A 23084-nucleotide genomic window follows, 5' to 3' on the forward strand; every position below is an offset into this window, starting at 1 on the left:
CGGGTTATCCCGGCATATCCGGGCCAAAATCACCAGGCAACTTATCTGCATTATTGCCCCCCATTGCACCGAATGCTTTTTGGGCTAAATCTCCCTGAAAATAAATACTCCTGGATGGGAACGCGATGGACGACCCTCTAGACTGGATCGTTTTCATAATTTTCACATTTACCCGCTGGCGAATATCCATATACTCTTTCCACACAATCGTGGCCGTGAAGTAATATACTAAAATATTGAGCGAACTCTCCCCAAAATCGGTAAAATTAACCAAATAATAGGTCTGATCCACCCCAGTATCCTCTTTTAAAATGGTTCGTATATCCTCCACAATCAAATCCACGACATCAGGCTGAGTATCATAACTAATACCCACAACTTGCTTCACCCGACGTTTAGGCATACGTGACCAATTATTAATAAATTCGTTTGCCATCACGCTGTTGGGCACAGAAACCAAGGTCTTCGGCCAAGTACGTATCCGCGTAGATCGTATACCGATAGACTCTACATCACCATCAACTTTGTCTCCAATTTGGATCCAATCCCCCACCTTAAACGGTCTGTCCAAAACAATACACAAGGAGCCGAAAAAATTAGCCACAGTGTCTTTCGATGCAAAGGCTATTGCCGCACCCCCTATACCCAAAGTTGCCAGTATACCGCTAATTTGATAGCCCAAATTATCCACCACCATTAAAGCACCCACGACAAAAAACAATATCTGTATCGTCTTCTTTATTAACGGCGTAAACCCTTTCAATACAGATTCATTACCGTGCGCAATCACACGAGCAATGGCTATCGTAAAAATATCACTCAACCGCATTAAGGCCCAGAAGATGATCACCATCGAGGCACCTCGGTAAAACTTTGTAACCAAAAGCTCCACTCTCGCATCTAACGGCAATGCCAATATCCCTAAATAAATACCTAAAACCAAAATAAATATCGAGGCCGGCTTTTCAAGCGCCTGCAGCATTATTTCACTCAAACCGCTCTTATTGCGCTGAATCAAGGCATGCAGCTTCTTAAAAACGGCTTTCGCGATAACGTTTCGAAAAATCAAAGCTAATAAAATAATGGCAAAGCTTGTGATCAAATCAATCAACGCATACCCGCCAATTTCGTAACCCATAATGTTGCCCATCCAGACACGTAGAATAGATCCACTTATTGATTCTTTTTGAATAGTGGGCTCGGCAAACAAAAATCCACCGCCAAGCACTGCAATAATTAGTAAAATTGTTAATAATCTATTTTTTCGCATATTGGAAACTTTCGTTAACTAGCTATGCTGCCCCATATATCACATTTATTCAAAAGAAAAATCCCCTTTCTCTATTTCCCATGTCTGAAGTTAAGAGTTGAGATATTGGCGCTAATGGTTAATCTTCAGTATTATTAATTCTAGCAATGAGCTCACCTACGCTTTATCAACTCATTTTCTGCGAGCAAGCTTTAAAAGAACTTTATAAGCTCGAACCTGCCATGCAATGCGAGCTCATGGACAAATTAAGCCAACTCAAGCCCAAGGATTTGCAAAAAAACAATTCCAGCATGGGAAGTTTTCAGCGCGATGGCAAAACGTACTATCGTTTCCGCGCCAATGACTTTCGTATCTACATTGAAATCGAAGGTGAAATCATCCACTGCCGCTACATTTTGCCTCATCACTCTCTTTCAGACTTCTTATTCCGTTTCAAGTTGCCTATATCGGAAGAGCAAATGGTAGAACACCATCACTCCTTTTGGAAATATCTCGATAGCTTAAAGTAAAATCAAAAAATATTATATGAACGCACCAAACAAAATTGAGCCATCTTCTCATGCACGCATCTACATAATACCCAATGCGATCACGGCAGGGAACCTCTTCTTTGGCTTTTTAGCCATCATTCGCTGCATACAAGCACGGTACACCGCGTTGACAGAAATCGAATCAACAACGCTGTATACGCAAGCGGTGTGGTTCATCATTTTGGCGTTTATTTGCGATGCGCTGGATGGCCGAGTCGCTCGCTTAGGAGGCAGAGATTCTCTCTTCGGTAAGGAGTTTGACTCCCTGGCTGACATCGTTTCCTTTGGGGTAGCGCCAGCCCTCATGCTCTTTTTCCTCATCCTTTCTCCAACGGAAGGCTATCCTATATTTCGCCAAATCGGATGGCTCATTGGGTTCATTTACCTCATGTGCGCCGCCGTTCGCTTGGCTCGATTTAATGTGATCACACACCCTTTACTTCCAGAAAAAGAACGTCCCATCAATTTAAAACAGTTTCTAGGACTGCCTGTACCAGCCGCTGCCGCTTTAATCGCTTCTCTTGTGCTTGTTTTGACGAGACTGGAAACGCGGGTGATCTGGCTTGCCATGCCTGGCCTCATGCTCCTTATTTCATGGCTCATGGTCAGCTCTATCCCCTACCCAAACTTTAAAAACATAGATTGGCATACGCACGCTCCTTTAAAAACCTTTTTAGCGCTCGTGATTTTAGTAGCCATCATTTTCATATTTCAGGAATTCGCTTTCGCACTCATATTTGTGAGCTATATCTTTTACGGTCCTATTCGACACTTTAATAGTAAATGGCGCAGACGAAACAAGTCCACATAGAAAATAATACGCTCATTTTTGGAGATCCCTCCTTTTCTAAATCAACTGAATTAGAAGGGCACTTGGCCGCTTTTGCCTTTGAATCTTTAGCAAGAGACCCTTCCAGGGAAATCATAACCGATTATTCGGGCAAAGGTAAGCAACCCATAAAAGCCGGTATGCTATTGGCTTTGGCGTACTTACTTTCGTCTAAACTAAAACGCCTCTACCCTGATCAAGAGCATATCGGCATTGTTCTGCCTCCCGGCATTGGAGCATTTATCGCGAACCTGGCAGTCACATTGGCTGATAAAACACCGGTAAATATAAACTTTACCGTCAGCCCTTCAGCAATCGCAGTTTCAATATTAAAAGCAAACATACATGTCATCATTTCTTCGCCTGTTTTACGCGAGAAGTTGCCGAACTTCCCCTGGACAGAAACGTTTTTCGATCTCTCCAAACAGTTGAAAAAACTTTCGAAAGTAAAAATACTGGCTTTCTTAACAAGTCTAAGTGTTTTTTCTTCAAAAAACCTCATTAAATGGCTAAAAGTCCCTACAGTTGGAGGGGATAAAAAGGCCGCCATTATTTTCACCTCCGGTAGTTCAGGTACCCCCAAGGGCGCAATCCTCACCCACCGAAATATCCTTGGTAATATCTTTCAAATTCAATCCCTCAGCCTGATTACGCCTAAGGATAAGATACTTGCGTGCTTACCTATATTTCACAGTTTTGGCTTCACCGTCACACTCTGGTATCCGTTAATATCAGGAACCCTTGTCACGACTGTACCAAATCCTCTTGAAACGCGGAAAATCGCAGATGTCATCGAAGCAGAGAAAGCTACCTTACTCCTGGGCACGCCGACATTTCTTCAACCTCATTTAAAGAAAACAGATCCTGCGAAAATCGCTTCCCTCAAGGCAGTCATTGCAGGTGCTGAAAAAACTCCTCCGGCTTTCAAAAAGGCGTGGGAAGCTCAGTTTAACAGTCGTTACCTGGAAGGTTATGGTCTTACTGAAACTTCTCCGGTTGTTTCTGTAAACCTTCCCTACGTCTTTAATAACAATGTTTTACATAAACCGGGTTCTGTCGGAATCCCCTTGATCGGGCACGAGGCTAGAATCGTTGATCCTGAAACAGAGGAAGTGCTTCCCCCAAATAAATCCGGTATACTGGAGCTTTGTGGCCCTAACATTTTCGCTGGTTATCTCAACGATCCCGAGGAGACAAATAAGGTCTTTCGGGGTAAATGGTTCCACACAAAGGACATTGCTCATTTCGATAATGAGGGGTTTTTATTCATACAAGGGCGAACAGCTCGTTTCTCCAAAATTGGCGGCGAAATGGTACCTCATATAACAGTTGAGCACCACATTCTGGAAGCATTCGATATTCACGCTACTCAAAAAATGCCTATTGCGGTCACTTCTCGTGAACATGCGTCAAGGGGCGAAATTCTGGTTCTCCTCGTAACAATTGAGATCTCCCAGCAAGAATTGATCTCAAAATTGCAAGCCTTCGGCATTCCCAATCTTTGGATCCCAAAGGAAATCGTGTCCGTTGATGAAATCCCCTGCCTTCCCTCCGGAAAAATAGACTTATGCGCCTGCCAGAAAATTGCCTCAATCCGACACACCAATACCACCGCCTAGATGTTAGGCAAACGGCATTCTAAAAGAATATCCGTATCCAGTCTTGTCAATTCATTGGTGTCCGTTTAAAATTTTTGCAGTAATTACTTCTATACAACATGATGCATCAACCAAAATCGTTTCGATTTCAACTTCGTTTTTTTGCCCTTCTTTTCATATACACGTGTTGTTGTACCTTTAGCTTGTATTTAGCGTACTACCTGCGCTACGACTTTATTATCCCCGAAGATGTTCAAATAGAACGATGGGAATCGCTCATTTGGTTTATCCCGTTCGAGCTCCTCTTACTCTATATGTTCGGGCAATTTAATGGCTTGCTTTCTTACTTTCGCTTACCCGATTTGTACCGAATTTTTAGCGCTTTCACGATTGCTTCTACCACGCTTCTGTTTCTCTGGTTCTTATTTGGGGGCAATTATGTCCCGCCTCGCGGTGTTATTTTGGCAGATTACATTTTGTCCATCTTATCAATTACAATCTTCCGAGTGGCACTGCGTATTTACCGAGAGCGTTTCCTCAACTCTAAATCCCATACGCATACCGCACAGCGAGTTGCCATCATCGGTGCCGGTGATGTGGGCGCTACATTGGTTGCAGATCTTCTCATGCGCCGTTCTCTTGGCATGAGGCCTATCATATTCCTTGACGACAACAGAAAAAAAATCGGCAGCCATATACACGGTATCCCCGTGGTCGGCACTCCCGACAATCTGGAAGCAATCAAAAATGCCTACATGATTGATAAAGTCATCCTAGCCCTCCCCTCAAGCGCATCGCAACGCATTCGCAAAATAACAGAATCCGCAAGAGCGCTTAATATTAAAGCAGAACTTGTCCCTTCATGGCATGACATTGCGTCAGGCCGGATCAAAGCCTCACGCATTCGTTCTGTAGAACTGGAAGATATTCTAGGAAGAGAGCCTGTAAAATTAGACTCCGAGCACATTCGAGATCTCCTTAAATCTAAATCCGTCTTAGTAACCGGAGCGGGCGGGAGCATAGGAAGCGAGCTTTGTCGACAAATAGCGGCAAAAACACCCAACAAACTTATCCTCGTGGAACAATCCGAGGGTCAGCTCTTCCAAATCGAGCAAGAACTGATTGAGGATGGCTATAAGGGGATAATTTTCGCTGTTGTTGCCGATATCCTGGACGAGCCTCGTATGAACCATATTTTCAAACAATACCAGCCCTCTATCGTGTTCCACGCTGCCGCGCATAAGCACGTCCCCATGATGGAATACCAACCCCATGAAGCCATCAAGAATAACGTCCTGGGCACAGACATCCTGACTCGTCTGGCAGCTAAATTCCATGTCGAGCGCTTTGTGTTTATATCGACCGATAAAGCCATTAATCCCACTAATGTCATGGGCGCAACCAAGCGTATGGCCGAAATCATCACACAATCAAACCAATGTTTACCCGATAACAAAACGAATTTCATGGCCGTACGCTTCGGGAACGTCCTAGGCTCCTCAGGCAGTGTTATTCCTATTTTCAAAAAACAAATCGCAGCTGGAGGCCCTATTACGGTAACGCACCCCGAAGTCACGCGTTACTTCATGACAATTCCGGAAGCCGTTGGGCTTGTCTTGCAATGCGCCACACAAGGCAATGGCGGCGAAATATTTATCCTCGATATGGGCCAACCGATGAAAATTGTAGATGTCGCCCGTCAACTGGCGGAGCTCAGTGGATTCAAGCCAGAGGTGGATATAGAGATCAAGTATGTTGGGCTACGTCCAGGTGAAAAATTATTTGAAGAACTGCTCTACAACAAGGAAGAGGTTACTTCTACCAATCACCCACGTATTCTACGATTAAAATCTCAGCCGCAAGCACATGCAGCCATTCAAGCAACGGCGACATGGATACGCGATGATCTTTACCATTTTTCTGCAAACGATCTCAAGAAGCGTTTACAAGATTTCGTACCGGAATATTCCCCGTTCATCGATCAATAAACGCTTTTATTGTCGCTTCAGATATATATTCCCAAACTCGTCCTGAAAGTATAATTCGTGCTTGGATGCATGTACTTTCACCCATCGTAATTCCCCCCTGGGGTTAACAACGGCTCCTAGGTAAAAAATCTTTCCGTCGAGGATCATGCGGCTGCTATCCCCTTTAAAAATAACACTCGTTATTTTAACGCCTTCCAACCACGTAGCCAATACAGGATCAGGTCCCGTGAACACATCTTCTGCCGCTTCAGTAACGACCTCTTGCGTTGCCTTATCTTTTTTGATTTTCGCATAAGGCAAACGATCGCTTACCCCTAAAGTATTTTCTTCGCCCGCCTTAAAAACTTGAACAGCTTTCACGGTTGATTCTGTAGCAGGTGCCTTCTCAGCCTGCCCGTTCACTAGTTTGTTACTTGGTTTTCCTGCGGCAGATGCCTCTGCTGGTTGCTCCGAAGCTAATACATCAGCAATCGCAGCTTTGAGCTCTGCTTCAGATACCCCCATTTCAGCAGCTTTTTCCTGTATCACCTGTTGGTTAAATTCGTGCTCAGATAACTCAATCGTTGTCGTCTCTTTAGCTCTTGGTTGAGACACTCCATTTGCAGCCGCAGAAACACCGGTCTTTGCCGTTGAACCGTTTTTAGCAGCACTAACCGCTTCTTGTAATTTTTCAGCAGATACGCCCATCTGGGAAGCCTTCTCTTGAACCTTTGCTGCGCTAGCCGGCTCTTGCGCTTTTCCAATATTAGACTGCACGGCCTTACTATTAAGTACTTGGTCAGCTGTCACGGCATTGGGTTGTTGCTCTAAAGCAACTCCTGGGACTGCCCCTTCTTGTGCTGGCTGAGTCTTAGCACCTTGGCTTTTCGAGGCAACCGGCTGTTGCGGTTTATCAAATTCTCCGGTCAATTTTTTTAGCTCTGTCATCGCCTCTTCCACAACGGCGGTATCGCTCACTCCTGCTTTTTCGTCTTTAAGGAAAGGTAACCCTATCATCACAATTCCCGCAATAACGACAAACAAAACCGCAATCATGCCAATTATCGGCAAAACTCTTTTGCTCACCCTGTTACCTCCATTTCCTCCATTAGATTTTGGCAACAAAGCCTCTGGAGGTAATACTGGCGGCTCCTCGCCTTCTTCATCGTTAGCACCGGGCATAGATTCAGGCTCGTTAAAGGGTTTTGGTGTTTTTAATAAATAATGAGAATGCTTTGGCGGCGGCGGTGGCGGTGGTTTAATCTCTACCTTTTCCTCCTCCTCTTGGGGGATCCCTTTAGAATTTGAATCCTTATATCGCGGCGATTGCTTGGAATGAAATGCCATGCGAAAAGGAATCGCAGTATTGTTCAAATCCGGCATGCCTTCCGTTTCTGCATGAGTCTTCTCTGTTGCCTCTGGCGGCTTGGGCAACTTTACTTCAGGTTCATTCGCTTGTTCTACAGGCTTCTTCCCACTACCATCCAAAGGAATACCGCTTTGGGTGCGTTTGATCGGCCTTCTTGAGCCCATTGTGTGCGCATCCGTTCTGCGTTCTAAACGCAGTTTACGTTTCTCCTCTTTTATTTCAGGAGATTTTTCGGGACTTGGGGGGCCTAGCTTACGCCCCTTTTTCTCTTTATCAGAGTTCCCTTCTGTATTCCGTTCCTGACTCATCAATAAACACAAGCTCCTTGGGGGTGATTTCTACAATTTTTACGGGTAATTGATAACCTATGTATGAACCAATACTGTAAACTCGATTATTCAGCAATACCTTACTGTTTTCGCCCGCAATCTTAAGACCCGAGATATCCAACGCCTCTATATAGTCTTCTATCTTCTGTTCCTGCGCTTCGCGTACCTCTATAATCGCGGATTCTGTTTTGGTAGCCTCCATGCCTTTATTTAAAGGCGATACACTCGTATCTTTTTCTGGCAAAACAAGCTCACGTCCAGGAGTGGGTGCGGGTGATTTTTTCAAAACAGCGCTTGATTCCCGGTCTTGGGCGAATAAATGATCCGTCTGTTCTTTTATAGAATCCGCAATCGCTGCTCCGGTTATTATTTCCGGTACAGGAGCTTCTATTTCATCCCCTGCTTTTACGATTGTAACTTCCCCAAATGCCGATCGCTCTATTGCCTTAGTTGGTTTACCCAGACCGCCTTGGGATGTTTTCTCTAAATCCGTAGCACCATCCTGCGGTTTTAATAAAACAACGAGCAATAATATAAAAAGCATGCCGATAAAAGTGCCCCCTATCAATAATCCCCAAAACAACTTGGGGTTAGGTGGCGAAGAAGATACCACAACTCGCTTCTGGGGCTTATGCCCTTGTGCATGCGGCGCGTTCATTCTATCTCGCTGTGCTTTCTTTAAAGCTTCACTTATTAAACTCATGATAATTGTCTCAATTCCTTATGCGCCCGACGTACATGCCTATAACTCACACAATCACTCATACCAATATATGCCGAAAGCAACGATTTGTCACATAAATTGTTGATTATACGGGGTATGCCTTTGCTTTTTTTGAAAATCGAGCGCAATGCCCAATAACTAAATTGCGGCAGTTTCTTTCCTTTAGCTAAAGTAAGCCTGTGCTGAATATACAAAAATGTTTCTGAAAAATTTAACGGCGTTAGCTCATAGTAAACCAACACCCGTTGCTTCAATTGCCTCAGCCTCTTGGCTCTCAATTTCTCTTTAAATTCGGGTTGGCCCATTAGAATAATTTGCAACAATTTCTGATTATCTGTTTCTAAATTAGAAAGCAAACGTATCTGCTCTAAAACCTCATCAGAGAGGTTTTGAGATTCGTCTACGATCATGATGATTTCTTTACCACTAGCAATCTGCTTTAATAAAACTTCGTATATCTTGTTTACTAAATCAACCTTCGTATTGAGAGCCACTTTTACTCCCAGCTCCCTCAAAATATCGCGCAGCAACTGGTCTTTTGTCACTTCAGGGTTTAATAACAATACCGTTTCAAAATTCTCTTCATCCAGCTCCTCTAGTAATTTGCGGCACAGGGTAGTCTTTCCGCAACCCACTTCCCCTGTCAGCACGATAAAGCCTTTGCGTTGCTGTATACCATACCGCAAATGCTCCAACGCTTCTTGATGCTTAGGGCTTAAATATAAAAACCGTGGATCTGGGGTTATATTAAAGGGCATCTCTTCAAATCCGTAGTAATCCTTATACATACATGATTATACCCTATCTTTTTTTAACGGCCTTGAAAATACTTTATTTTATTGATAAATACTTAACCTTCATGAGTATGTTTCAAAAAATTATTATCGTTTTCTTGTGCCTCTTGTTATTGATCGTCTCAACATTTTTTCTTTCCCTCTGGTTTAAAACTAAAAAGGAATATCAAGGTTTTGCTAACCGTGAACAAAAATTGTCAAATGAGCTCTGCGAATTGCAGAGCGCGCTAAAGGCTCAAGAACTTTATCTCGATAAACTCATTTCAGATCCAGAGTTCTTTGAGCGTGTCGTCCGCCAAAAACTGGGATACTCAAGCCCGAATGAGCTCATATTCCGCTTCCCCAATCAGCAGACCCAATAAACCCATACTATGTTTGCTACAGAAAACGAAGTCGTTCAAACCTTTAAAAATGCGGGGCAATCTCACGTTTTTGAATCCTATAGTGTCCTTTCGCTTGAACAAAAAAAAGCGCTTCTTGCCCAAGCATCACAAATAGATCTCCCCTTCCTGCACAGCTTAGCGAGCAAATTTTTGCCGGTCACACAGCCTACTTCTCATACTAACGCAGGGCATATTTTACCCCCAAAAGCGCTTCGACTTCCTCAAAACGGGGGTGATCCTTCCGCTTGGAATTGCGCTCGTACTCTGGGCGAAAGGTACCTGACAGCAGGAAAAATAGCCGTCTTAACCGTTGCAGGGGGTCATGGGACGCGTCTTGGCATTACTTGCCCGAAGGGGACGTTCTCCGTCACGCCTATTAAGGAAAAATCGCTTTTCCAAGTCTTTGCGGAAAAAATCGTTGCTGCTCAAAATAAATATGACTGTGTGATTCATTGGTTTATCATGACCAGTTTTGCTAACCACGAGGATACCCTCGAGTTCTTCAATCAACATAACTATTTTCGTCTCTCGCCCAACCACATCCATTTTTTCCAACAGAGCCAAATGCCGGCAATTGATTTTGAGGGCAAAATAATCATGGAATCCCCTGCTTCCATTTCCATGAGCCCTGATGGCCATGGCGGTTCCTTTTATGCGCTAAAAAATCACAAATTGCTCGACTACATGGCCGAGCGTAATATCGAAATTATCAGTTATCATCAGGTAGATAACCCGCTTGCAAAAATTATAGACCCCGCGTTTATCGGTTTTCATATCGAGGCTCAATCAGACTTTTCGTCCAAAATGGTTCCCAAAACAAAGCCGGAAGAAAGGGTGGGGCTTTTTTGCATCATAAATGGACAGCTTCAAGTAATCGAATATAGTGATTTCCCTTCAAGCTTGGTCGATCAAAGGGATCCAAACGGAAGGCTCACGTTCGATGCGGCAAACGTGGCAATTCATCTCTTCAACAGAACTTTTGTCGAAACGGTTACAGAAAAACAGGGTTTATTAGAAAGCTTGCCTTACCATAGAGCTATAAAAACAATACCGGCATTCAAAGAGGTCAAAGCAATATCTCCCAAAGAGCCTAATGGCATTCGTTTTGAGCGCTTTATCTTCGATGCCCTCCCGTTAGCCCATAATCCCATTCTCATTGAAACAGAACGTACTTCAGAATTTAGCCCTGTTAAAAACAATACCGGCCCGGATTCCCTGGAAACGTGCCTGAAGGACCAGCGAACCCTTTTTCTTTCTTGGATTTCCCATGCTCTCCCTGATGAAACATTGGCCACTATCAACAAAATAGAAGTCTCACCGCTTTTCGCGGATTCCAAGGATGATTTTGTGAAGAAGTGGGCGCAACAGCCCCAAATCGTCTCCCCGGAAGCAAATGAACTGTATATCGAATAAGCGTTTTACTTCGCCTATTTCTTAACAGTTCAGGTTTGAAAATGCCCCCTAAAACAGCTCAAAATAATCTTGCCATTGCCCCTTGCCATACTTATCCTACAAAGATCTCGATTGACTTCAAGGGGGATTAGCTCAGTTGGTTAGAGCGCTTGCATGACACGCAAGAGGTCACTGGTTCGAATCCTGTATCTCCCACCATTTTTATTAAATATTGCCCCGCAATCACTTGTGGGGCATTTTCTATTTTAAAGACACTTATGATCACCTTGGCCAACATAAATGCTCAATCTTGGGTAAACGCCATGCATCGCCTGCCACCAGAAGCAATCTGGGGCATTCTGCTCGTTGCCTGTTTTGCCAGCATTATCCTATTATTACGGCTGTTTGGAGCAATAGGGCTTTATGTCTACATGGCTATTGGGGTTATTGCCGCAAACATTCAGGTACTCAAAGTCGTCCAATTCTCTCTGCTTCCGGAGCCCGTAGCCCTCGGCACAGTCATCTTCTCGACCATCTTCCTTTGCACAGACATCCTTGCCGAATATTATTGCGCGAAAACCGCTCGCAATGGGGTTTATTTAAGCATGCTAGGTATGTTCCTGATGACGCTCTTTATGCACATTACCCTCGGATTTCGTCCACTAGACCCTGCAACCGCTCCCGAAGGCCTTCAATGGGCACTTCCTGCCCACGATAATATAAGCGCTATATTTACCCCTGCACCGGCTCTTTTCCTAGCAGGAATGGTCTCCTTTCTAACCAGTCAATTGTACGATGTTTGGGTTTTCACTGCCATTCGTAAACTCACCCGCGGGCGCTATCTCTGGCTACGAAATAATGTCTCTACGATCCTTTCAGCTCTAATAGACAGCGTCTTATTCAGCACACTTGCCTGGATAGTCCTGGCTCCACACCCCTTGCCCTGGAAAACTGTTTTATTCACCTATATACTAGGCACCTACTGGATACGCGTCATTTTCGCCATTATAGACACCCCCATCATCTACCTGGCACGCCATTTCATACCGCAAAAGGATCCATTACTTATAGCCAATAAGCTAAAGTAAAATCCCTCATGGGCAATTAGGCACACTCGTTTATGCCTACATGTCAGGCTACAGTGGGGCTTTCTTGAAATCAAGTTTTTCAATAGCACTTGATCCTGAATTCATCCTAATCTCAGTTATAGCACTCGTGCGTTCATCAATAAACACTTCAACCCCAGTATTTCCCACCAACTCACCTTTATCATTCAACAACTTTGTATCCACAAACATCCCCTGATTAAACGGCTCAAAGAACGAAACTGACTCTATTTCCCCCGTAGCGATATCCGTGTACAGGGTAAGCGGCCAATAGGTATATCGTTCAATCGTAAATTTACAAGAATGTACCATAACCTGAACAACATCATAAATTTTATTATCGCCCAACTCTATCACCTGCCCTAAATCCCCCTTAACAACAAGGGGTACTCGAGAACTATCCCGAGTCACAAATTCCAAACTAAGTTCTATAAACTTAATGTTCGAAAATTTTGTATTCCAACTGACATGAAAATTTGTCTGAATTCTTTCGATATCCCCAAATGCGGATACTGTTAGTCGTTGAAGCCCAAAAATAAGACTCACAGTACTTATTAAAAAACATATTTTCTTTAAGATCATAATCAACACACTCAAATTTTTATTTATGTAGCTAAATGTATGATATGAGATAATCGAAATCTGTCAAAAAAACATGTGACCTTAAATAACTATTGCAAGAAATCGTACTTTAGCAATTTCAAGCATCAAAAAAGATGAGCTAAGGTTCTACTTAAAGCCCCTTAGCTCATACAAGTGAAAAACCATTTAGTCTTCCCTCTAAAAAATGCTTACTATTTTCTGTATGTGAGGTTGCCTAAGTCTCGCCCCCATGAATTCGCATGAATTGAGGTCAATTTACCCGTAGCTTCATCCAATACTATTTTGAAATATCCATTTCCGACTTCAACACCCTGATCATTCTTAAGCTTTACCATAATTTCCTGGTTATTATTAAACGGCTCAAACAAAGATATCCCTTCAAGTTCTCCTGTCGCGTTCCCTTCCCAAATCGGAAAAGGCCAATAGCTGTGCTGCTCAAGCGTAAACTTACACGAGTGTATAATAATTTGAGTCACATCATCCATACCAGGATCTCCTACACTAACTTCCCCTCCCTCACGTCCGGTGAAAGTCATCTCTCTTGTCTCACCATCTCTTCCAACAAATGTTATTGCAAAAGGGGCATATTTTATATTGGAAAATTTTACACTCCAATGGACATAAAAAGGTATTGTGTATTTTTCTACTTTAATAGATGCAACACTCTGGACGAGCTGCAAACCAAGAAAAACTCCCATTATTGCAACCAAAAAACTAATTTTCTTCAACATAACCATAAACTCCACTTAATTAATAATATTACAAACTTAGTATACCATTATTTCGATATTTGTCAAAAATTGGAAAGGTTTTTTATCTCCCTATTTAATTTCATCAAAAATAAGCTGTTCTTGTTATTCTTCACAGTTTATCCAGAAAGCTACTGACAAATGCTAACCTTACCTTTATACACAAAAAAATAGTGCGTCTCCGTCGTAAATTTACAAGAGTGTATAATTATTTGAACTCGGCATTTTTTGTATAAAAAAACTGCCACTCATTGACGAAATGTCATATTTGGCGTATGCTTAATTATTGCTATATCAAACAAGAATTAAATCATTATGCTAAAGAAAATAACTCTAATAATAGCTTTTTTGGGAATCTGGATGGGTTTCCAAGTTAGTCAGACTGTCGCATCGGTTAAAGTAGGTCAACTTACAGTTCCCTTTTTCGTGCAGTGGAATGCCATTGCCCATTCCTTTCACATATCTAATATAGAATTTGATATAACATTTGTCACTAGAGATGGCGAAAGGGTGGCCATTTCTTACAAGGGCACTCCGGGGCGTGAAGTTAGCGTAGGAGATCCTGGTATAGATGATGTGACTCAAATTGTCATAACTTCATTTAAATTTACTGTTGATGAATATATTGTGGGCGTTTATTCTAAAACAGCCAAAGGAGAGCTGAAAGGCATATCATTGCTAGAACCGTTTAAGACGGGAGATGTCGGGGCAAAGCTTTTGAATGCCAGAGGAGAAGAGGTAGGCTGGGGCTTTTTTAGACTAGTATTGAGCGATAGCGGCGATAAGCTGATTTCTATTCAAGCACAATCTTGGAGAGTTGACCTTTGGAGGCTTTTCCGCTGATAAAAAGCACCGGGTAATTTCTCTGCTAATCGCTCGAGAGACTGCTGAAAGTGATTCAGACTATAGATCACACGCTTGGCCACTTCGAAAGTACTTCATTACGCCCTCGCATCTCGAGCTAGAGGTCGTGTCTCTCCTGAAGTAACAACTCCACCAAGACATATCATTTATTCGATATTTGCCAAAGATTGGGGGGTATTTACTACAGCCCTGAATAGCACCCGAAATACTCATCTGATGTCATCTTCAGCCCAAAGATCATAGGAATAATGACTGCTTTCCTCTTGCGCTTACCCCTTATTGCCTTCTATAAATTCTACCAATGGATACCACCCATCGCAAATCTGTCTTTCGTGCGACATTATTAACCGCCATTGTATCCATTGGCATGATGGATCTGCACGTACCCTCGATGCCTGCAATGGCAAAATATTTTGATGCGCCGGATACCCAAATCCAATACACCATAACGCTGTTCCTCTTGGGGTTCAGTCTATTTCATTTAGTGCTTGGACCTTTATCAGATCGCTACGGCAGGCGGCCTATCCTCATCATATCCCTTATGACAGGTCTCGTGGGATCTGTTATGTGTATGCTTGCCTATAGCATTCCGTTTTTACTCTGGGGAAGGTTTATCGCAGGCATTGGCTGCGGCGGGGCTAGTCTTTTAGCGCGCGCCATGATGAAAGATGCTTTCAGTGGAAACGATTTATCCAAATACAGTTCGTTTATCGGGATCGTCATATCAATTACGATCGGCCTAGCACCTGCCGTAGGCGGTTTTGCACAACAATATGGCCATTGGCGCTTAAATTTCGGCATCGCGTCCATTCTCTTGCTCAGCGTTTTTATTTATATATTTTTCAGATTCCCGGAGACGCACCAACGGCCAAATGCATACGCGCTTCATTTCCGCACGCTCCTGTCTAATTTCCAAAAACCCTTAAAAAGCAGGCATTTTTGGGGCTATACCATGTGCTCGGGGATCGCGTTTTCCGGAATAATGACATATGCCACTGCCGCTCCTTTCATTTTACAGGTTCAACTTGGCGTATCCGCAGCCGTCTTCGGCTTACTTTCTATTTTTATCGCAATCGCTCAATCCGGCGGGTTTAGCCTAAATATACGATATTTACCCATCTTGGGCTTAAACAGAGCCATATTAGTTGGATTGGGCTTTATGCTGCTTGCGGGTCTTTTTTTAATAATAATAGCTTCCACGGGATTTATCTCCGTCCCTTCGATTATTTTAGCCATCGTATTTTATGCCACAGGAGCCGGTTTCATTTTTAGTAACGCTTACGCGGGCGCGTTTGACAATTTTGGGCATATCGCCGGTGTTTGCGCTGCCGTCTACGGATTATTACAAATGGGCTTAGGATCCTTAACCACTTTTATTGTAGCCAAATTAAAGGAGGGCTCCTCCCTGGACATTGGGTTTGTATTTACTGGGTTAGCCATTTTAGGCGCAATACTTTACCACTTCCTCATCCACAGAGCTCCGAAAAAAATAGCGCCTGGTTGGTAAGCATGAAACACCTCATCAGGCTACATCCTAAAACGTTTAAACTTGCCCCAATCGCAGGATTCATTAGCGTAAACATTAATGGTTGGTACACTAAAAAACGCACTTGCTGAAGGAAAACTGCTTGAATCCACTCATGAAAATCTGGAAGGTTGGATTAATAAAGACTTCCTCCCCCAATGGGCAAAGGATTCCATCTATGAATTAATTCAGCAATCAGCCTGGGACGAGTTAAATGACCGTTTCTACAAGACCTTGGAATTCGGAACCGGAGGGATGCGTGGCCGCACCATCGGAAATATTGTTCCCAAATCAGAACTGGGTACCCCCAGCAAAGAGGGCGCTCCGGAGCATGCCAGCGTTGGTTCCGCTTATTTAAACGACTTTAACATCGTGAAGGCCACGTTAGGATTATTTAACTATTGCCAATCTTACCTCAATAATCTGGATGTCCCTAAGCTTGTAATTGCGCATGATATGCGTCACTACTCACGTCATTTTTGCGAACTAGCAGCTTCTGTATGGACTCAATGCGGCGGAGCTGCCTTTATTTTTGACGGCCCTCGCTCTACCCCACAGCTCAGTTTTTCCGTGCGTTATCTCAAGGCAACAGCCGGCATCGTAATCACTGCCAGTCATAACCCACCGCATGATAATGGTTATAAGGTATATTTTGAGGATGGCGGGCAAGTCGTCCCCCCTCACGCAGATGGTATTATTAATGCCGTCAATGCAATTCCCCTAAATGCGATCCCTCTCTATTTAGCAAAGAACATTGAACACGTTATCACCCTCCCAATGGATGCAGATGTAGCGTTTCAGGATGTGTTGCAAGATTCCATCATAGACGAACACCTTTTAAAGGAACAAAAGGTTCAGGTAGTCTTTACTCCGATTCATGGTACCGGGTATATTTCAGCCGTGCCCGCCATGAAGCACTACGGCATACGAGTCGAAGTTGTACCGCAACAAATGGTAATGGATCCTCGCTTCCCAACGGTTAAATCCCCTAACCCGGAAAATCCTGAGGCCATGGCCATGGGAGTAAAATTAGCCAAAGAAAAAAATATTGAAGTCGTCCTCGCAACAGACCCTGATGGAGACAGAATGGGTGTCGCGGTACAAAATGCTAATGGCGAATACCAATATCTCACCGGCAACAATATAGGCTCTCTTCTCCTAGAGTACCGCTTGAGCCGATTTAAGGAATATGGCCTTCTTCAAGAGGGGGATAACTCCAACACCGCGCTCATCAAAACATTTGTCACTACCCCGATGCAGGAAGTCATCGCGGATTCCTACGGCCTTAAAATTATTAACACCCTGACGGGTTTTAAATGGATCGGTGAAAAACTCTACGACTACGAGCTCGCCTTAAAGGCTAAGTTGCTCGAAGAAGAGGGAATCGCACTCGATTACGATAATACTCCTCGAATTGAGCGAGTAAGCCTGCTCCAAAACTATAGTACCTATTTTGCCTTTGGCGGAGAAGAAAGTTACGGTTACTTAGCCGGTGATAAAGTGCGGGACAAAGATGCTAGTGCCGCTGCGTTACAATTTTGCGAGCTCTACTCTTACTTAAAGAAACAGGATATAAGCATTTTGGAGTATTTGGATTCCCTTTACCTAAAATATGGTTATTTCTGCGAAAGCCTCTTAAATGTTTACTACGAAGGCGCCTCTGGTTCTCAAAAAATTAGCAATATTTTGGCGAGTTATCAAAAATCTGCCCCCAAAGCGATCGGGAACCTCGCGGTGAAGGATGTACAAGACTTTTCCAAAGGTGGCATAAAAGATGCCGACGGGAAACCCATTCCGCAACAAGATTTCTTTTTCGTTACCCTGGAGAACGGCTTTAGTTACGCCGTTCGCGCCAGTGGAACAGAGCCTAAGATTAAATTTTACCTATTCGCCCAGTCTCATGTCGCTTCCCCGGAAGAGCTTGAAACGGTCAAAAACACGACTCAGCAGGAAATAGAGGCCTTAAAAACCGCCATCAATGAGGATGCTCAGAAAAGAGCTGACAGAGCTCTTTAAAATAGGTAGATATTTATTAACCCTGACCCCCGTCAGGCACACAATAGCGATTGTTAGGGATGAATTATTTCTCGATTACGCTTGACAATAATCCCTAATTAACGTTTCATGAATAGACTTAGAAAAACTGCTAACATTACGGATATTATACCATGTTAAAAATTAGACTGCAAAGACACGGAAAAAAAGGACATCCTGTTTATCGAATTGTTGTTGTTGATTCACGCGCTCCCAGAGATGGCGGTAACGTTGTTGAATTCCTCGGACACTACGATCCACAAGCATGTGGCCAAGCTTGTGTTTATGACATCAAGATTGACCGTGTTGATCACTGGCTATCAGTTGGCGCACAGCCCTCTGACACCGTCACCAATCTCATCAAAAGAGCTCGTAAACAAACACCGGAAAACGGAACTGTACAATCTTTTGCTGCGGCTTAATTAAGCCACAAAAGCCCTTTCGCTACCATGGAACCTTTGTTAACCATAGACTTGATATCGCTTTTTCCAAGCATGGTCAGTGGTTTTCTAGAGGAAAGCATGCTGGGGAGAGCCCAAAAGCATGGGGTTTTAAAAATCAACTCCCATAACCTACGGGATTGGGCAGAAGATAAGCACAAGTTGACAGATGATAGGCCGTTTGGCGGTGGTGCCGGAATGGTTCTTAAACCTGAGCCACTAGGCAAGGCCATAGAGTCGTTAAAACGCGAGCACACGAAAGTCGTTTATTTGTGCCCAGACGGAAAACCGCTAAAGACTTCCATTGGCAAAACACTGGCCAAGGAAAGTCACATCATTTTGATATCGGGTCATTATGAGGGGGTTGATCAACGTATTCGTGATCTTTACGTAGACGAAGAAATTTCTATCGGTGACTACATTCTCACAAACGGAACAGTGGCAGCGGCTGTATTAATCGATGTTGTCGCACGATTTGTGCCGGGAGTCCTTGGGGAAGAAAAATCCTTGGATCAAGATTCGTTTAGCGATAGCTTACTGACGTTTCCGCAATACACACGGCCCCTCCAATATAATGGCATGGGCATCCCGTCCATATTACTTTCGGGAAACCACCAAAAAATCGATGAATGGCGCAAGCAACAACGTGTTCAAAAGACGCTTGCCTGCCGGCCTGATTTAATTTCAAATTAACCAATTATTTATTATGAATCAAATTATTGAAAACATTACCAAAGAACAATTAAGACCTGAAAACACCAATTTCAAAATTGGGGATGGAGTACGTGTTCACTTACGCATACGTGAAGGCGACAAGGAGAGAGTCCAGATTTTTTCCGGTATCGTAATTGCTCGCAAGGGTGGAGGTATTGAAGAATCCTTTACTGTGCGTCGCTATCATCAAGGTGAAGGCGTAGAGCGCGTTTTCCCTGTTCACTCACCTAGTATCGTAAAGGTTGAAGTGGATCGCGAAAGTGTCGTGATGCGTGCTAAAATGTACTGGTTGCGCACTCGTATTGGTAAAGAAGCCAATAAGGTAAAAGAACAGCGTTATGCGAGAAAGGGTTAATCCCTTTTCCTATAAAGGGTGATATTTTTAGATTGATCCCTTTCGCTAAATGTTCTTTTATTGATGTTTTCCCGGATGCTCAGGTGGTGGAATTGGTAGACACGCACGCTTGAGGGGCGTGTGGCGCAAGCCGTGCGGGTTCGAGTCCCGCTTTGAGCACCATTTTTTTACTACCCCCAAAATCCCCTCTTACATAATCTGCTTAACGAGTAAAGTTGCTTGTTATGAGAATCGTTGCGCTTGGCGATGCCGCCTTAAGTCTAAATTCTCCCGCGTACGGCAGCAATATATTAGTCCCAATCGGGTATGCATGGTCATTGACTGCAATAGCACCCGCTACAACCGAAAGGATGCGGGGCTGTTCGCCGCGAGGGAAAATCATTGCGGGGTCTTCTTCGGCAAGCCTCACACGTTCAATATTGAAGATTTCGGCATCGGCTAATAGTGCAACCTTTTGTGACTCATCCGGATGAACAACTTCTGGCTCGAAGTCGTTAAAATCAATACTTGTTAACGCTTCCTGAACATGCATTTCGCGCGGCTTGCCGTCTAGCCCCACCCTGCCCCAGTCATAGACTCGGTATGTGGTATCTGAATTTTGCTGAATTTCTAGAATAAGGTTTCCCGCGCCAATAGCATGAAAGCGTCCGCTGGGAACAAATAAGCTATCACCCTTTATGACTTTGATTTCATGAATACAGCTTTCCAGATTATTTTCAGATAATGCAGCCTCAAAATCGGCTCTTTTCGTTCCTTTTTTAAGTCCTGCCATCAAAAGCGCCCCGGGCGCTGCATCAGCAATATACCAATTCTCTGTTTTGGGCTCTCCTCCTAATTCTCGAGCAATATCAGCTGGCGGGTGAACTTGTAGGCTTAATTTTTCCTGGCAATCCAGCCATTTTATTAACACAGGAAAGGGCTTAGTGTTGTCCCAATGGCTCCCCATGACCCTGGGTGCATGGTTTTTCAGCAGCTCCCTTAAGGAAAGTCCTTTAAATTCGCCATTCACAACCACGGATTGATCTTCCGCGCGGTCCACGATTTCCCAACTTTCACCGATTTTTTTAACCCCGGGTAGCTCTCTACCCAAGAAATGGGCAAATTTATCTCCACCCCAAACACGTTCCTTATAAAGCGGGTCGAATAAAATACAGTCCATAGCATACCTATGCTGGCCTATATGGAGATAAACGCAAGCCTGAATTCAGGGCGCACACAAATTAACACTATAATCATACTATAGCCATAGCAATAATATTGACAATTTACTAAAATCGTATATAATAAAGTATAGTTAAATTAATCACTCAATAAAAACAACGCAATGTATAAAGCTAATAGCAATTCAAGGGATTCAATGTTTTTTAGGGATTGCTAACTAAGGGATAGACATGCGGGAAAAAGCGGTCTAAGATGAGGGGATGAAGTGCCCAAGATGCAAAACAGAGACAGTAGTAAAGAACGGGAAAGTTCGAACAAATCAGCGGTATAGGTGTAAAAGTTGTGGATATAATTTCACGCTAGAACGCAAAGAAAGAGGCAAGTCAAAAGAGATCAAGCGCCTTGCGCTGCACTTGTATCTGGAAGGGTTAGGGTTTAGAGGGATAGCTCGGGTGCTGAGCGTCAGCAATGTAGCCGTACTGAAGTGGATACGCCATTTTGGTTATACAATCAAAGAGCTGAGTAAAGATAAAAAGCCGGAGGCTGTTGAGATTATGGAGCTTGATGAGATGTGGCATTTTATTCAAAAAAAAAGAAACGATGTTGGGTCTGGATTGCTTTTGATCGAAATAGAGGATGTCCCATTGCCTTCGAGTGCGGTAGTCGTGAAGATGCCACGGGTCAAAAATTATGGAATAAGGTAGCGGATATAAAATGCAGCTGGTATGCTACAGATCACTGGCTCTCTTATGAAACCTTCTTAAATCCATGGAGACACTTAAAGGGTAAGCGATTTACCCATGTCATTGAAAGTTTTAATGCTACGGTCAGGCATTACCTTGCTCGATTCCATAGAAAAACCCATTGTTATTCCAAGTCAAAAGAGATGCTTGAACTCTCCTTACTCCTCTTTTTCTTTAAAAAATATATCAAGTCTATCCCTTAGTTAGCAATCCCGTTTTTTAACCCTCTCGCTAAAAAGATGGAGGTTAGTGAAAAAAAATCCAACCACGAGCTTTTTCAAAAGCGAATTTGTGTATTAAGTGGGCTTGGCAGCACGGGGCTTGGCATAGGTGTAGGTATTGGTGGCGGTATTTTTCTTGGCGGTGTACTGGGAAATGTGCCCGGGGCGGTCATTGGGGGCATTGTTGGCGGTTTTATGGGGGGTGCATTTGGAATTGCATCCGCACTATTTTTAAATGTCGGCATTATTGCGTTAACAAGCCGAAAGGTTGAGGTTGTCGAAAATAATACCTATGAGATCAAAAATAATGAAGAATCAAGCGAAAATAAGGTGTCATCACCTCCGGACGAGAATAGCGTAACCAACGGCACCAAAGGAGATTCTTCAACGATATCCACAACCATTTCCTCTAAGAACGATGAACGAGAACTGCTCATCAAAGAAGAGTCAAAAGATCTTTCTGGCAATGACGATAAGGGCTCCGAAGTTTCCGCAAATGAAATCAAAGAACGCAACAACGACACTATAGAAACATCTAAGGAAAGCGATACCGATGAGTCCAATGAAGAAACGGATCTATTGTCCGAAAATACAGAAAATTCTTATGATAATTACGAATTCTTTTCTGCTCTTGATGAAAATGATGATTATCAAAAGGAGTTTCCAGAAGATGACAATTTGAACGTCAGTAATGATGAGGTTGAAGGCATTGAACTCAAACCAGAAGAAGAACTTGAGTCCGAAACTATTTCCACAAAAGAAACACCGGAAGACAAAGAAAAACGCATTCAAGTAGATGTGGATAACAAAATGCAAACGTTAACGAAGTGTCTCGGAAAAGAAATTCCGAAAGAACACGTACAAACATTGAAAGATTTATTTGCAGACTGTGCCGAGTGGAAGAGCCTCCAAGATAAGCCTGAAAAATACCCGGTTAACGAGACATTTAAAAAGCTTATAACTGATTACGTTTATTTTAGCGGACTACAATCTGATGACAAAAAACAAGAAGCCAGAAAATTCCTCGAAGATAACCTTTATATCACAGAAGGATTCATCCTTACCTACAAAACAGCCGGAGGAGATCCTCTTGCCATTCTAGCAGCTTTTGGGCTTATAGACCAGGACGATGAAACGTTGGTAAAAATAGCTTACGCACTCGTTGACGAAAGCAGTGACATTAGAGGCAACCTTCAAAATATTACCTATTTTCGCCATTTCTGTGAGGTTATTAAGAATGGCAAAGAAAATTCATATGCAGATAATATCAAAGAGTTTAAAGATGGAATTGCTTCGAATAGTAAAGTATACCAAGATTTAGGACGCAAAGCCGTCGATGGTGTTAAAGATTACCTTGCGTCTTGGTTTGGCAATTAATAGCTAT

General features: G+C 43.2%; 22 protein-coding genes and 2 tRNA genes. 17 read left to right on the forward strand and 7 right to left on the reverse strand.

What is annotated here, in order from left to right; all coding sequences use genetic code 11:
- Positions 1-4: 4 nt before the first annotated feature.
- On the reverse strand, positions 5-1270 hold the full coding sequence (locus tag AUJ82_02540) for a hypothetical protein (protein OIO60320.1): 1266 nt from the start codon (positions 1268-1270) through the stop codon (positions 5-7).
- A gap of 146 nt (positions 1271-1416) precedes the next feature.
- Here AUJ82_02540 and AUJ82_02545 point away from each other — a divergent pair, with 146 nt between their 5' ends.
- The 4 genes from AUJ82_02545 to AUJ82_02560 all read left to right on the forward strand — a co-directional run bounded on the left by AUJ82_02545 (position 1417) and on the right by AUJ82_02560 (position 6215).
- Complete coding sequence (locus tag AUJ82_02545) at positions 1417-1779, forward strand: hypothetical protein (protein ID OIO60321.1); 363 nt, start codon at positions 1417-1419, stop codon at positions 1777-1779.
- Positions 1780-1795: 16 nt separating this feature from the next.
- On the forward strand, positions 1796-2611 hold the full coding sequence (locus tag AUJ82_02550; protein OIO60322.1) for a CDP-diacylglycerol--serine O-phosphatidyltransferase: 816 nt from the start codon (positions 1796-1798) through the stop codon (positions 2609-2611).
- Positions 2584-4248 (forward strand): hypothetical protein, encoded by a 1665-nt coding sequence (locus tag AUJ82_02555; protein ID OIO60323.1) that lies wholly within the window; start codon positions 2584-2586, stop codon positions 4246-4248. The genes AUJ82_02550 and AUJ82_02555 overlap by 28 nt, the downstream gene beginning before the upstream one ends.
- A 155-nt stretch (positions 4249-4403) precedes the next feature.
- Positions 4404-6215 (forward strand): capsule biosynthesis protein CapD, encoded by a 1812-nt coding sequence (locus AUJ82_02560; GenBank protein ID OIO60472.1) that lies wholly within the window; start codon positions 4404-4406, stop codon positions 6213-6215.
- Positions 6216-6221: 6 nt separating this feature from the next.
- Here the strand turns inward: AUJ82_02560 and AUJ82_02565 are convergent, their stop codons facing one another.
- The 3 genes from AUJ82_02565 to AUJ82_02575 are packed head-to-tail and all read right to left on the reverse strand — an operon-like array spanning position 6222 to position 9404.
- Entirely contained in the window at positions 6222-7871 is a 1650-nt protein-coding gene (locus AUJ82_02565; protein OIO60324.1) for a hypothetical protein, read from the reverse strand.
- Positions 7837-8595 carry a hypothetical protein gene (locus AUJ82_02570; GenBank protein ID OIO60325.1) on the reverse strand — a complete coding sequence of 253 codons (759 nt, stop codon included), beginning with the start codon at positions 8593-8595 and terminating at the stop codon, positions 7837-7839. Before AUJ82_02570 ends, AUJ82_02565 begins: the two co-directional genes overlap by 35 nt.
- The gene (locus AUJ82_02575) at positions 8592-9404 is read right to left on the reverse strand and encodes an ATPase (GenBank protein OIO60326.1); all 813 of its coding nucleotides are present in this window, start codon (positions 9402-9404) and stop codon (positions 8592-8594) included. Before AUJ82_02575 ends, AUJ82_02570 begins: the two co-directional genes overlap by 4 nt.
- A gap of 2 nt (positions 9405-9406) precedes the next feature.
- On the opposite strand from AUJ82_02575, the gene AUJ82_02580 reads away from it, so the two are divergent.
- The 4 genes from AUJ82_02580 to AUJ82_02595 all read left to right on the forward strand — a co-directional run bounded on the left by AUJ82_02580 (position 9407) and on the right by AUJ82_02595 (position 12273).
- The gene (locus tag AUJ82_02580) at positions 9407-9772 is read left to right on the forward strand and encodes a hypothetical protein (GenBank protein ID OIO60327.1); all 366 of its coding nucleotides are present in this window, start codon (positions 9407-9409) and stop codon (positions 9770-9772) included.
- Between the two features lie 9 nt (positions 9773-9781).
- Entirely contained in the window at positions 9782-11206 is a 1425-nt protein-coding gene (locus AUJ82_02585; GenBank protein ID OIO60328.1) for a hypothetical protein, read from the forward strand.
- Between the two features lie 121 nt (positions 11207-11327).
- Positions 11328-11404: transfer RNA gene (locus AUJ82_02590), tRNA-Val, on the forward strand.
- Between the two features lie 104 nt (positions 11405-11508).
- Positions 11509-12273: a hypothetical protein gene (locus AUJ82_02595; GenBank protein ID OIO60473.1), complete on the forward strand. Its 765-nt coding sequence runs from the start codon at positions 11509-11511 to the stop codon at positions 12271-12273.
- A 48-nt stretch (positions 12274-12321) separates the two neighbouring features.
- Here the strand turns inward: AUJ82_02595 and AUJ82_02600 are convergent, their stop codons facing one another.
- Together AUJ82_02600 and AUJ82_02605 are read right to left on the reverse strand one after the other, a co-directional pair.
- Positions 12322-12873: a hypothetical protein gene (locus tag AUJ82_02600; protein OIO60329.1), complete on the reverse strand. Its 552-nt coding sequence runs from the start codon at positions 12871-12873 to the stop codon at positions 12322-12324.
- Between the two features lie 212 nt (positions 12874-13085).
- Positions 13086-13631, reverse strand: a complete 546-nt coding sequence (locus AUJ82_02605) for a hypothetical protein (GenBank protein OIO60330.1) — start codon at positions 13629-13631, stop codon at positions 13086-13088.
- Positions 13632-13958: 327 nt separating this feature from the next.
- Here AUJ82_02605 and AUJ82_02610 point away from each other — a divergent pair, with 327 nt between their 5' ends.
- From AUJ82_02610 to AUJ82_02640, 7 genes are all read left to right on the forward strand, one after another.
- The gene (locus AUJ82_02610; GenBank protein OIO60331.1) at positions 13959-14486 is read left to right on the forward strand and encodes a hypothetical protein; all 528 of its coding nucleotides are present in this window, start codon (positions 13959-13961) and stop codon (positions 14484-14486) included.
- A 322-nt stretch (positions 14487-14808) separates the two neighbouring features.
- Positions 14809-16014, forward strand: a complete 1206-nt coding sequence (locus tag AUJ82_02615; protein ID OIO60332.1) for a hypothetical protein — start codon at positions 14809-14811, stop codon at positions 16012-16014.
- A 78-nt stretch (positions 16015-16092) separates the two neighbouring features.
- Entirely contained in the window at positions 16093-18048 is a 1956-nt protein-coding gene (locus AUJ82_02620) for a phosphoglucomutase (GenBank protein ID OIO60333.1), read from the forward strand.
- Positions 18049-18200: 152 nt separating this feature from the next.
- Positions 18201-18488, forward strand: coding sequence for a 30S ribosomal protein S16 (locus tag AUJ82_02625; protein ID OIO60334.1), 288 nt, complete (start codon positions 18201-18203; stop codon positions 18486-18488).
- 27 nt (positions 18489-18515) lie between these two features.
- Positions 18516-19199: a tRNA (guanosine(37)-N1)-methyltransferase TrmD gene (locus AUJ82_02630; protein OIO60335.1), complete on the forward strand. Its 684-nt coding sequence runs from the start codon at positions 18516-18518 to the stop codon at positions 19197-19199.
- Positions 19200-19212: 13 nt separating this feature from the next.
- Positions 19213-19575 carry a 50S ribosomal protein L19 gene (locus AUJ82_02635; protein OIO60336.1) on the forward strand — a complete coding sequence of 121 codons (363 nt, stop codon included), beginning with the start codon at positions 19213-19215 and terminating at the stop codon, positions 19573-19575.
- A 77-nt stretch (positions 19576-19652) separates the two neighbouring features.
- Positions 19653-19737: transfer RNA gene (locus tag AUJ82_02640), tRNA-Leu, on the forward strand.
- Between the two features lie 40 nt (positions 19738-19777).
- On the opposite strand, the gene AUJ82_02645 is transcribed toward AUJ82_02640, so the two are convergent.
- The gene (locus AUJ82_02645; protein OIO60337.1) at positions 19778-20734 is read right to left on the reverse strand and encodes a mannose-6-phosphate isomerase; all 957 of its coding nucleotides are present in this window, start codon (positions 20732-20734) and stop codon (positions 19778-19780) included.
- A 262-nt stretch (positions 20735-20996) separates the two neighbouring features.
- Here AUJ82_02645 and AUJ82_02650 point away from each other — a divergent pair, with 262 nt between their 5' ends.
- Positions 20997-21440 (forward strand): hypothetical protein, encoded by a 444-nt coding sequence (locus AUJ82_02650; protein OIO60338.1) that lies wholly within the window; start codon positions 20997-20999, stop codon positions 21438-21440.
- A gap of 278 nt (positions 21441-21718) precedes the next feature.
- A complete protein-coding gene (locus AUJ82_02655; GenBank protein ID OIO60339.1) occupies positions 21719-23077 on the forward strand; it encodes a hypothetical protein in 1359 nt (452 codons plus the stop codon).
- Positions 23078-23084: the final 7 nt, after the last annotated feature.

It is taken from the genome of Verrucomicrobia bacterium CG1_02_43_26, assembly GCA_001872735.1.
Taxonomy (GTDB): domain Bacteria; phylum Verrucomicrobiota; class Verrucomicrobiia; order Opitutales; family CG1-02-43-26; genus CG1-02-43-26.